Origin of the sequence: Streptomyces sp. MZ04 (assembly GCF_004684775.1) — a bacterium.
GTDB lineage: Bacteria > Actinomycetota > Actinomycetes > Streptomycetales > Streptomycetaceae > Streptomyces.
Map to the genome: position 1 here is coordinate 1 of NZ_SRIC01000266.1, position 11,129 is coordinate 11,129.

Here is an 11,129-nt window from a genome sequence, read left to right on the forward strand (position 1 = left end):
AGAGGTGTATAAGAGACAGCACCTGCCTCACTGGCCCCACCGGCCGCACTGAGATCCGCCTCCTCGCCCCCGGCTACGCCCATCCCCTCGCACGGAGCCGCCTCGTACGAGAGCCCCCCAACTGCCGTCTCCAGCTCCTTCACCGTCTCTACCGCGCCTTCCCCGGACGGAGGCACCGGCGCCTCCTCCTCCCCCTCGACCCCAGGGACGTACACCGATGACCCCTGATCAGATCCCGGCAACCGCGGAGCGCCCGGGTCGAACGCGTTCGGTGCGAGCGGCCTCAACCTCGGCCCCGGTGCCCTGAGGAGACGGTCCACGAAGTCGTTCATCCGGTGCTCGCCTCCAGATAGAAACTCCGCCGCGTCGGGCTGATCGCGAGCACGTCGGCCTCCGTCCAGCCATAGGCCCGGGCGAGGGCGTGCACTTCGTGCAGCAGGCGGCGCGCGTACCCGGACACGTCGGTCCACAGGTGTTCGGCGAGGTCGAGGGCGGCATCCCAACTGTGTTCGCACTGCGGGCAGTTCAAGGAGACGACGGCATCGGCCCCGGGGTCGACATCGGCGAGCCGCCGAGCGACGTCCTCGAGGACCTCGTCCGGCAGGTCGTCGGCCGGTGGGTCGACGCGCAGGACGCAGCGACGCAGCAGGGTCTGGCGGGCGCGGGGCATGGCGGGATCGACGGAGCGGACGTCCCGGCCGGTCAGCGCGCGATACGTGACCGTCCTGCCGTACGAATTCACAGTCGCCGTGGCGGCCACGGCGGCGCCACCCCCGGGAGGCAGCAACTCGCCTGCCGCCACGGTGACATCGAGACTCTCGCCGCATTCCGGGCAGTCCGCCGTGCACGGCAGCGCGTCGCCGAACGCACCGCGACGCAGCTCGAGCAGAAGGGAGTTGAGCGCACTCAGGGGCAAGTCCGCGACGTTCCTCCCGCTCGGTGCCGCCATCGAGGCGAACAGGAGGGAGCGAGCCGCCGGTGGCCCGGCGAGCCCGTTCTCCCACACGTCGAGGACGTTCGCCTCGGTCAGCTGCCGCGGCACGCCGCTCACCCCGCGGTGTCGGTGAACTGCGGTTCCTGCGGCGGGTTGGTGTGCTCCCGTACCCAGCCGTGGTGCTCCACCTTGATGTGCTCGAAGGCCACGCCGTTGGATCCGGCGTCGAGTTCGGGCAGTCCCTGATACTCGGAGACCCAGCAGTCGTGGACGGAGTAGGACAACACCTGCTGCCCGCCCTCGTCGAAGACGTCGACGATGAGGTCGCGCCGGAAGTCCTTCAGTGAAGTCTCCAGCCCGCCCGCCGAGTTCTTGAGGCTCCAGACGCGGTTGGCCCATTCCTCGAAGGCGGTGTCGACGGTGCAGCCGCGTTCGAAGGTGATGGCCTCGTATTCCGTCCGGCCGGGAAGTTTCCGGCTGGTGCCGGGGTCTCCGCCGTCGCGATGCCGAATGACCTCGGTGGTGCGCTTCAGCCCGCTGACCTTGCTGATTCCCGCGATGTAGTCGGTCTCCCCGCTGAACTTCACCCGGAACCGGAAGTTCTTGAACGGGTCCCGGCGCTTGACTTCGGGCATCGGTCGTCCTCCTGGAGCTGGATCTCGACCTAGACCTGGATCTGGCCGGCGAGCTGTTGGATGTGCACGATCACGAACTCCGCGGGCTTGAGCGGGGCGAAGCCCACCTGGATGTTCACGATGCCGCGATCGATGTCGTTCTGCGGGTTGGTGTCCTTGTCGCACTTCACGAGATAGGCGTCCTGGGGCGTCTGGCCCTGGAACGCACCCGCCCGGAAGAGGGAGTTCATGAAGGCGCCGATGTTCAGCCGGATCGAGGCCCACAGCGGCTCGTCGTTCGGCTCGAACACCACCCAGTGCGTGCCCCGGAACAGACTTTCCTCGATGAAGAGCGCCAGCCGGCGCACCGGGAGGTACTTCCATTCGTCGGCGAGCCGGTCGGCGCCGCGCAGCGTGCGCGCACCCCAGGCGACGGGACCGGCTGCGGGCAGTCGCCGCAGGCAGTTGACGCCGACCGGGTTGAGCCGCCCGATCTCCAGGTCCGTCAGCGGCACTTCGAGCTCACTGACGCCGCTCAGCGAGGCATCCGTACCGGCCGGTGCCTTCCAGACCCCGCGCTGGACGTCGGTCCGGGCGAGCACGCCGGCCATCACCCCGCTGGGCGGGAAGTGCCTCAGGGCACCGCTCAGCGGGTCGGGTGCGAGAACACGGGGGTAGTAGACCGCGGCGTTCTTGGCGGATTCACCCAGCTCCACGTCCTTGATGTTTTCCAGGACGGTGCCCACGGCAATGGCGCTGGAGCCGCTGCCCGACGCCCCGCCGGTCCATTTTGCGGGTGGGTCGACCAGCAGAATGGCCCGCCGCGCGACGCACAGCTGCAGCGCCGCGACGAGCAGGGCCCTCACGCCCCCCTCGGCCTGCTCGTCGAGCCAGTCGGCGTCGGGCAGGCACAGGATGTTGAAGATGTCCGTCTTCAGCAGCTGGTGGAGGCCGGTCTTGACCGCTGGGTCGCCCAGGTACGGCGTCAGCTCCCGGGGCCGTTCGTCCGCGTCCCCCCGGCCGCCCCCGGTCTCGGCAGGGGTATAGCAGATCGGTGGGTTTCCGGCTTCGGGCGGGGCTTTGAAGGGGTCCGGGTCGTCTTTGGGGCCCGGATCCGAATTCTGCGTCGGCAGCGTCTGAAGGGGAGAATCCGGGTCGGCACGCACGAGCAACGAGGTCGCCAGCAGGTTCGCGAGGTTGCGCGGACTGTCCTGCTCCACACTGACGTTGAGGTAGCGCTCCTCCGCACCCGTCTCCAGGTCACGGACCGTCAGGTTGAACAGCTTCCGCTGCCGGTCCGGGATCTCCCCCTCGAGGGTGTCGTAGTCGACACGGGCGCGAAGGCTGAGTGCCCACCGCCCAGGAGAGGCGGCCAGCAAGGCCGGGCCGTTGGCGGAAGCCGTCCCCGATGATCCGGAGGCCGAGGGCCGTTTGGCGTCGCCGCCGGACTCCTTGCTCTTGCCCTCGCCGGAGGATTCGTCCTCCCCGGTGCCGGCGGGTGACTCCTTCGCGCTGCCGGCGGAGGGCTCCTTCGCGCTGCCGGCGGAGGGCTCCTTCGCGGGTCGGGTGGCGCTCTTGCCGAGGGGCAGGCGGACGGTCTTGTCGTCCTTCACCACCCTGACGATCTCGGCCTCACTGCCCCCGTTGAGATAGAACTGGTAAACCGCGTAGCTCAGTGGGCAGTTCGCCCGCAAGCCGCCGAAGATGGCCTGGTAGTCGGCCCAGCCGGTGATGTGTACAGGCCGGTCGGCTGGGCCGCGGGGCGCGTAACCGACGAAGGCGGCCACGGCGGTGGGTACGCCTGTGATCGTCTTGACGGAACTCTTGACCTCGTCGACGTAGACGCCCGGGTAGGTGACGTTCACCGGCATGCTGGCCCCTTCCGATGCTGCTCACGATCCGTGATCACCCTAATCAGATAAATCACGATTCAGCACTCTGTGTGGTGACCTGGCTGCGTTAATCGGGTGACAAGGGCCCCCGGATAACCTGGGAAAATGCTCACCGAAGTCACAGCGACCCGCTACGTCACGCCCCTGCGTGAGGGCGGCTCGCTCCCCGGTCTCGTCGAGGCGGTCGACGACCAGGGAACGTACGCCGCGTACGTCATGAAGTTCACCGGCGCCGGACAAGGCCGCAAGACGCTCGTCGCCGAGGTGATCTGCGGGCAGCTGGCGCGCGCCCTCGGCCTGCGGGTGCCGCGTCCGACCGGGATCCGGCTCGACCCCGTGCTCGGCCTGGGCGAACCGGACCAGCAGGTGCAGGCGCTGCTCAAGGCGAGCGGTGGCCTGAACCTGGGCATGGACTTCCTCTCGGGCGCGCTCGGCTTCGATCCGCTCGCGTACCCCATCGACCCGGCCGAGGCCGGCCGCGTCGTGTGGTTCGACGCGCTCGTCAACAACGTCGACCGCTCCTGGCGCAACCCGAACATGCTGCTCTGGCACGGCGACCTGTGGCTCATCGACCACGGCGCGAGCATGATCTGGCACCACAACTGGCGCACCGCCGAGACCGCCGCGGCCAAGCCGTACGACGCCTCCGACCACGCCCTGGCCCCCTTCCGGCCCGATGTCGCCGCGGCCGCCGCCGAGCTCGCGCCGCTGGTCACCGAGGAACTCCTCGCCTCCGCGGCGGCCGACGTACCCGACGAGTGGCTGGTGGACGAGCCCGGCTTCGAGGACCCCGACGCCGTGCGCCGCGCCTACGTGGCGGCGCTGCTGCCGCGTGCCAAGACCATTCATGAACGGATCCAGCTGCCCGAGCCGCAGCGGAAGGGCGCCACCCAGTGACCGCATCGTCTGAGCAGCCGTCGATCGAGCGGGACGTCTTCGAGTACGCCCTGGTGCGGGTCGTGCCGCGGGTGGAGCGGGGCGAGCAGTTCAACGCGGGGGTCGTGGTCTACTGCCGCGCCAAGTCCTTCGTGGCCGCCCGTACGCATCTCGACGAGGAGAAGCTGCGGGCGCTCGACCCCAAGGCCGACGTGGGCGGCGTACGGGCCGCGCTTGGTGCCGTGGAGCGGATCTGCGCGGGCGGCGAAGGCGCGGGGCAGGCCGAGCGGGACGATGCCGGGCGGCGTTTCCGGTGGCTGATCGCGCCGCGCTCGACGATCGTCCAGCCGGGGCCGGTGCATACGGGACTGACCGCGGATCCCGCCGCGGAGCTCGACCGACTGCTCGACCTGCTCGTGAGGTGATCTCGTGAGGTAAAGAATCACAGGCCCCTGCGTGCCGTTGACACCGGGTGCCAGGGCTTCTAGCGTCTCGTTCAGCTGAAGGTACTAAGCGGTCGCTCACCACCGGGGCGTACCGTAGAGCCGCATCTGTACCGTCCAAGGGCGAGGAGAACCAGCATGTCCACCACTGAGCAGCGCGTCGCGGTCGTGACCGGAGCAGCGCGAGGCATCGGCGCGGCCACCGCCGTGCGCCTGGCCGCCGAGGGCCGCGCCGTCGCGGTGATCGACCTCGACGAGGCCGCGTGCAAGGACACCGTCGCGAAGATCACCGACGCCGGTGGCAAGGCGATCGCGGTCGGCTGCGACGTGTCCGACGAGGCCCAGGTCGAGGCCGCCGTCGAGCGCGTCGCCCAGGAGCTCGGCGCCCCGACGATCCTCGTCAACAACGCCGGCGTGCTGCGCGACAACCTCCTCTTCAAGATGAGCGCGAGCGACTGGGACATGGTCATGAACGTGCACCTGCGCGGCGCGTTCCTGATGTCCCGCGCGATCCAGAAGCACATGGTGGACGCCAAGTTCGGCCGGATCGTGAACCTCTCCTCGTCCTCCGCCCTCGGCAACCGCGGCCAGGCCAACTACGCGGCGGCCAAGGCCGGTCTGCAGGGCTTCACCAAGAGCCTCGCCAAGGAGCTCGGCAAGTTCGGCGTCACCGCCAACTCGGTCGCCCCCGGCTTCATCGTCACCGAGATGACCAAGGCCACCGCCGACCGCGTCGGCATGGGCTTCGAGGACTTCCAGGCCGCGGCCGCCACGCAGATCCCGGTGCAGCGCGTGGGCCACCCCGAGGACATCGCCAACGCCATCGCCTTCTTCACCGGGGACGCCGCGGGCTTCGTCTCCGGCCAGGTCATGTACGTGGCCGGCGGCCCGCTCAACTAGCCCGGAGGGATGCGGAGATGACTGTGCAGGACAGTGGAAGGGCCGCGCTCGTCACGGGCGCGAGCCGCGGCATCGGGTACGGCATCGCCGAGGCGCTCGTCGCCCGCGGTGACCGCGTCTGCATCACCGGACGCAACGAGGACGCCCTCAAGGAGGCCGTCGAGAAGCTCGGCGCCGACCGGGTGATCGGCGTCGCGGGCAAGGCTCACGACGAGGCCCACCAGGCGGTCGCCGTCGAGCGTGCCATGGAGGCCTTCGGACGCGTCGACTTCCTGGTCAACAACGCCGGTACGAACCCGGTGTTCGGCCCGATCGCCGAGCTCGACCTCAATGTGGCGCGCAAGGTGTTCGAGACCAATGTGATCTCGGCGCTCGGCTTCGCCCAGCAGACCTGGAAGGCGTGGCAGAGCGAGAACGGCGGCGCGATCGTCAACATCGCCTCCGTCGCCGGCGTCTCCGCCTCGCCGTTCATCGGCGCGTACGGCATGAGCAAGGCCGCCATGGTCAACCTCACCCTGCAGCTGGCGCACGAGTTCGCGCCCAAGGTCCGGGTCAACTCGATCGCGCCCGCCGTGGTCAAGACCAAGTTCGCCCAGGCGCTCTACGAGGGCCGCGAGGAGGAGGCCGCCGCCGCGTACCCGCTGGGGCGGCTCGGTGTGCCCGAGGACATCGGGGGCGCCGCCGCGTTCCTCACCTCGAGCCAGTCCGACTGGATCACGGGGCAGACACTCGTGGTCGATGGCGGCATCTTCCTCAATGCGGGCGTCGGCTGACGAAACCGTCGCAACCGCGATGTACGAGGCTTAAAGGGACGTACATGTGCATCAAGTGCCCCGTCGGCGCCGCAAGTTGGCCCGGCGGGGCATTGCGATATTGTCTCCCGACCCATGGCATGGCCGATCGAGGAGCGTGCGCGTGTTCAGTGAAGTTCGTCCGGTGGCGGCGGCCGGTCTTCGAGGCCTGGCCGGACTGTCCCGCCGGGGCCTGCGGCCGGCCGCGGGGCTGCTGTCGATATCCCTGCTCGCCGGGTGCGGGGTCATCTCGTCCGACGGTGAGGACGAGGAGCAGCAGATCACCGTCGGCACCATGAGTGCCCCCAGCACCCTCGACCCGGCGGCCGCCTGGGACAGCTCCTGGGAGCTGTACCGGAACGTCTTCCAGACGCTGCTGAGCTTCCCGAGCGGGGCCGCGGAGCCCGAGCCGGACGCGGCCGAGTCCTGCAAGTTCGCCGACGCGTCCAACACGGTCTACACCTGCGAACTGCGCGAGGGCCTGAAGTTCTCCGACGGTCACGAGCTCGACGCGAAGGCCGTCAAGTACACCTTCGACCGGATGCGGCGCATCGACGTGAAGGGCGGGCCCGTGGGTCTGCTCGGGTCGCTCGACAAGGTCGAGACGAAGGGTGACCGGACGATCACGTTCCGGCTCAAGAAGTCGGACGCCACCTTCCCGTTCGTGCTCTCGACGCCGGCCATGTCGATCGTCGACCCCATGGAGTACCCGGCCGACAAGCTCCGTGAGGGCAACGACATCGCCGGATCGGGTCCGTACGCCCTGGAGTCGTACAAGCCCGGAGAGCGCGCGGAGCTGGTCAAGAACGACTACTACGACGGCTCGGCGGACCGGAAGAACGACGCCGTCACGATCCGCTACTTCAAGAAGTCGACCGCCATGGTGTCCGCCCTCAAGAACAAGCAGATCGACGTGACCTTCCGTGGCCTCGCGTCCAAGGACATCGTCGAGATGCAGGGCAAGCACCGGCGCGAGGGCATCCAGCTGGTCGAGGGCGCGGGCACCGAGATCCGCTACCTGGTCTTCAACCCGGATGACCGCTGGGCCAGGAAGAAGCCGGTCCGCCAGGCCTTCGCCCAGGTCATCGACCGCGGGGCGATCGCCCACAAGATCTACCAGGACACCGTCGAACCGCTGTACTCGATGGTCCCCCAGGGTCTGACCGGGCACGGCACGGGCTTCTTCGACGACTACGGGGACCCCAGCACGGACAAGGCGAAGCAGATCCTGCAGAAGGCGGGCATCACCGCGCCGGTGCCGCTCACGCTCTGGTACACGACCGACCGCTACGGCTCGGCCACGGCACCCGAGTTCGCCGAGATCAAGCGGCAGCTCGAGGCGTCGGGCCTGTTCAAGATCACGCTCAAGAGCCGTCCCTGGACGGAGTTCGACGCGGGCACCAAGAAGGGCGAGTACCCGGTCTTCGGCCGCGGCTGGTTCCCCGACTTCCCCGACGCGGAGAACTTCATCGCGCCGTTCGTCGGCGAGAAGAACGCGCTCAACACGCCTTATCCGGTGCCGGAGATCACCGACGAGGTCCTGCCGCACTCACGCCGTGAGGCCGACCGCGGTGCCGTGGCCGACGACTTCGAGCGGGCGCAGCAGATCCTCGTCGACGACGCGCGGCTGCTGCCGCTGTGGCAGGGCAAGCAATACATCATGGCGAGCGAGGAGATCGCGGGCGGCGAACGCGCCCTCGACCCCTCGGCGATCATGATGATGTGGGAGCTGCAGCGCAAGACCAGCTGGTAAGCGCTGGATCAACTGGTAGCGCGGTGCGGGCAGCAGGGGGAACGGATCGATTGTCAGTGGTCGCCGGTAGGTTCTGTGGTGAGAAGTGACCGCACACCGGAGGTTGTTGACGTGACCGACATCGCCATGCTGCCCGCGTCCTGGCGCGGAGTCCTCGGCGAGGAGCTGCAGAAGCCCTACTTCAAGGAGCTCACCGAGTTCGTCGAGGAAGAGCGGGAGAAGGGTCCCGTCTACCCTCCGCGCGACGAGGTCTTCGCCGCCCTGGACGCCACGCCGTACGACCGGGTCAAGGTGCTCGTCCTCGGCCAGGATCCGTACCACGGCGAGGGACAGGGGCACGGCCTCTGCTTCTCCGTGCGGCCCGGCGTGAAGACCCCGCCCTCGCTGCGGAACATCTACAAGGAGATGAAGGAAGAGCTCGGCCACCCGGTGCCGGACAACGGCTATCTGATGTCGTGGGCCCAGCAGGGCGTCCTGCTCCTGAACGCGGTGCTCACGGTCCGCGCCGGGGAGGCCAACTCCCACAAGGGCAAGGGCTGGGAGAAGTTCACGGACGCCGTGATCCGCGCGGTCGCCGACCGCCCCGACCCGGCCGTCTTCGTCCTGTGGGGCAACTACGCCCAGAAGAAGCTCCCGCTCATCGACGAGGAGCGGCACGTCGTGGTGAAGGGCGCGCACCCCTCGCCGCTCTCCGCGAAGAAGTTCTTCGGCTCGCACCCCTTCACCCAGATCGACGAGGCGGTGGCGGCGCAGGGGCACGAGCCGATCGACTGGCGCATCCCGGACATCGGCTGAGCTCAGCCGATGTCGTACGTGAAGGTGTAGGGCACGGCGGACGCGCCGTGCCGCGTGGTGAACGAGCCGGTGCCGGTGAGTCCCGCCAACTCGCCCGAGCCCGAGCCGGGGTGGACGGTCAGGGTGCAGCTGATGGTGCCGTCGGCGCCGAAGGAACCCCGCTGCTCCAGGACGAACGAGCCGCTGCGGCCGTCGACGCTCCCGTCGATGAACTCGTGGCCGACGAAGGCGCCGGTGGTCTCGTCGGTGTAGACGAGCGTGTACTGGCACGAGGTGCCGGTGGCCTTGATGACACCGGTGAAGTCGTTCGTGACGGCGGCGTGCGCGATGCGTGCGCCGCCGTCCGCACCCGCGACGGGCTTCTCGTCCCACTGGGTGAAGGTGAAGCTGGCGGTGGCGGTGCCGGTGGCGGTGGCGGTGGTCGTCGTACTCATGTGGGGTTCTCCCGGTCTGCTGGTGCTGCTTTCCGGCTCCGCGCCGGCTGTTGAGAGGAGCCTGTCACCGGTACCTGACATCTTTTGTCAGGTACCGGTGCAGACTTGAGGGCATGCGCGCCGACCGGCTTCTCGCCCTCCTCCTGCTGCTCCAGAACCGCGGGCGCATGACCGCGCCCGAACTCGCCGACGAGCTCGAGGTGTCGGTGCGGACCGTCTACCGGGACGCGGAGGCGCTGGCCGCCTCCGGAGTGCCCGTGTACGCCGAGCGCGGCCCGGCGGGCGGCTTCCGGTTGATGGACGGCTATCGCACCCGCCTGACCGGGCTCACCGACGACGAGGCCGACTCGCTGGCCCTCGCGGGCATGCCGACGGCCGCCGCCGATCTCGGCCTGGGGGCCGAACTGGTCACCGCCCAGCTCAAGTTGGGTGCCGCACTGCCCGCCGGGCTCGGTGAGCGGTCTCGGCGGATCCAGGAGCGCTTCCTGCTCGACGCCGAGGGCTGGTTCCGCGCGGCCGACCCCGCGCCGCTGCTGCCCGTCGTCGCCGACGCCGTGTGGCGACGACAGGTCCTGCGGGCGCACTACCGGCGGTGGGGCGGCGAGGTGCACCGCGAACTGCACCCCCTGGGCCTCGTCCTCAAGGCGGGCAACTGGTACCTGGTGGCGACCGCCGACGGCACCGTGCGCACCTATCGCGTCTCGCGCTTCCTGGACGTGACGGCGGGGGACCGGGGCGAGCCGTCCGAGCGCCCGCCGGGGTTCGACCTGGCCGCGTACTGGCAGGCGGCCTCCCGGGATCTGCAGGCCCGCGTGCTGCGCGGCACGGCGCGGGTGCGGGTCTCCCCGGCGGGGCTGCGGCTGCTGTCCGCGCTGTTCGGGGCGGCCGGGGCAAGGGCCGTGGAGGCGGCGGGCGAGCCGGACGCCGACGGCTGGCGGGTGGTCGACCTCGAGGTGGAGACGCTGCCCGTCGCGGTGAGCGACCTGCTCAGACTCGGCCTCGAGGCCGAGGTGCTCGGACCGCCCGAACTCCGCGCGGAGCTGGCGAGAACCGTCACCGGCCTGGCCCAGCGCTACGCGTGAGCGCCTCGCGCCCGATCGCGCCTGACCGTGATTGTCAGTGGGTGCGGCTAGCGTCGAGAGCGGTTGGCACGTCGGGATTGCACGATGGGCGTACGAGTGTGGAGGATCCGGTGGCGGAGCAGCAGGAGCAGGCGGCGGAAGACGCCATGATGACGCGGATCGGGCAGGCGGTCATGCTGCACCACGGGGGCGACCGGGAGGAGGCGCAGGGCCGCTTTCTCGACCTGTGGTCGGAGATCGGCGAGGAGGGCGACCCGCTGCACCGCTGCACGCTCGCGCACTACATGGCGGACACACAGGAGGACCCCACGGACGAACTGGCCTGGGACCTGCGGGCGTTGTCGGCTGCCGACGAGCTGACGGACGAGCGGCTGCACCAGCACCACCAGTCGGTCGCGGTCCGCGGTTTCTACCCTTCCCTGCACCTCAACCTGGCGGCCGACTACGCGAAGCTGGAGCGCCCCGAGGCCGCGCGCAACCACATCCGCCGGGCACGGGCGGCCGTGGGCACCCTCGAGGACGACGGGTACGGGGACGGGATCCGGGCCGCCATCGGCAGGCTGGAGCTGCGGTTGGGGGAGGGGCTGTCTCTTATACGCATCTGACGCTGCCGAC

Annotated in this window: 12 protein-coding genes and 1 pseudogene; 8 read left to right on the forward strand and 5 right to left on the reverse strand. The window is 69.6% G+C overall.

Features of this window, described 5'->3' with window-relative positions; translation table 11 throughout:
- The 4 genes and pseudogenes from E2651_RS44810 to E2651_RS34870 all read right to left on the reverse strand — a co-directional run.
- Window positions 1-332 (reverse strand): annotated as a pseudogene (locus E2651_RS44810) (hypothetical protein); the annotation flags it as partial.
- Window positions 329-1,042, reverse strand: coding sequence for a hypothetical protein (locus E2651_RS34860; RefSeq protein WP_135335264.1), 714 nt, complete (start codon window positions 1,040-1,042; stop codon window positions 329-331). The pseudogene E2651_RS44810 and the gene E2651_RS34860, both read right to left, overlap by 4 nt.
- A gap of 5 nt (window positions 1,043-1,047) precedes the next feature.
- Window positions 1,048-1,569 (reverse strand): phage tail protein, encoded by a 522-nt coding sequence (locus tag E2651_RS34865; RefSeq protein WP_135335265.1) that lies wholly within the window; start codon window positions 1,567-1,569, stop codon window positions 1,048-1,050.
- A gap of 29 nt (window positions 1,570-1,598) precedes the next feature.
- On the reverse strand, window positions 1,599-3,419 hold the full coding sequence (locus E2651_RS34870) for a phage tail sheath C-terminal domain-containing protein (RefSeq protein WP_135335266.1): 1,821 nt from the start codon (window positions 3,417-3,419) through the stop codon (window positions 1,599-1,601).
- A gap of 126 nt (window positions 3,420-3,545) precedes the next feature.
- On the opposite strand from E2651_RS34870, the gene E2651_RS34875 reads away from it, so the two are divergent.
- The 6 genes from E2651_RS34875 to ung all read left to right on the forward strand — a co-directional run bounded on the left by E2651_RS34875 (window position 3,546) and on the right by ung (window position 8,998).
- Window positions 3,546-4,337, forward strand: coding sequence for a HipA family kinase (locus E2651_RS34875; protein ID WP_135335267.1), 792 nt, complete (start codon window positions 3,546-3,548; stop codon window positions 4,335-4,337).
- Window positions 4,334-4,741 carry a DUF3037 domain-containing protein gene (locus E2651_RS34880; RefSeq protein ID WP_135335268.1) on the forward strand — a complete coding sequence of 136 codons (408 nt, stop codon included), beginning with the start codon at window positions 4,334-4,336 and terminating at the stop codon, window positions 4,739-4,741. Before E2651_RS34875 ends, E2651_RS34880 begins: the two co-directional genes overlap by 4 nt.
- Before the next feature lie 156 nt (window positions 4,742-4,897).
- Window positions 4,898-5,659 (forward strand): 3-oxoacyl-ACP reductase FabG, encoded by a 762-nt coding sequence (fabG, locus tag E2651_RS34885; RefSeq protein ID WP_135335269.1) that lies wholly within the window; start codon window positions 4,898-4,900, stop codon window positions 5,657-5,659.
- A gap of 17 nt (window positions 5,660-5,676) precedes the next feature.
- Window positions 5,677-6,432, forward strand: a complete 756-nt coding sequence (locus tag E2651_RS34890) for an SDR family oxidoreductase (RefSeq protein WP_135335270.1) — start codon at window positions 5,677-5,679, stop codon at window positions 6,430-6,432.
- Between the two features lie 187 nt (window positions 6,433-6,619).
- Window positions 6,620-8,203 (forward strand): ABC transporter substrate-binding protein, encoded by a 1,584-nt coding sequence (locus E2651_RS34895; RefSeq protein WP_167828987.1) that lies wholly within the window; start codon window positions 6,620-6,622, stop codon window positions 8,201-8,203.
- A gap of 111 nt (window positions 8,204-8,314) precedes the next feature.
- Entirely contained in the window at window positions 8,315-8,998 is a 684-nt protein-coding gene (gene ung, locus E2651_RS34900) for a uracil-DNA glycosylase (protein WP_135335271.1), read from the forward strand.
- A 2-nt stretch (window positions 8,999-9,000) separates the two neighbouring features.
- Here ung and E2651_RS34905 read toward each other — a convergent pair whose 3' ends face one another.
- Complete coding sequence (locus E2651_RS34905; protein ID WP_135335272.1) at window positions 9,001-9,432, reverse strand: DUF3224 domain-containing protein; 432 nt, start codon at window positions 9,430-9,432, stop codon at window positions 9,001-9,003.
- Window positions 9,433-9,545: 113 nt separating this feature from the next.
- On the opposite strand from E2651_RS34905, the gene E2651_RS34910 reads away from it, so the two are divergent.
- Window positions 9,546-10,514 carry a WYL domain-containing protein gene (locus tag E2651_RS34910; RefSeq protein WP_135335273.1) on the forward strand — a complete coding sequence of 323 codons (969 nt, stop codon included), beginning with the start codon at window positions 9,546-9,548 and terminating at the stop codon, window positions 10,512-10,514.
- Window positions 10,515-10,624: 110 nt separating this feature from the next.
- A complete protein-coding gene (locus E2651_RS34915; protein ID WP_135335274.1) occupies window positions 10,625-11,119 on the forward strand; it encodes a hypothetical protein in 495 nt (164 codons plus the stop codon).
- Window positions 11,120-11,129 lie beyond the last annotated feature (10 nt).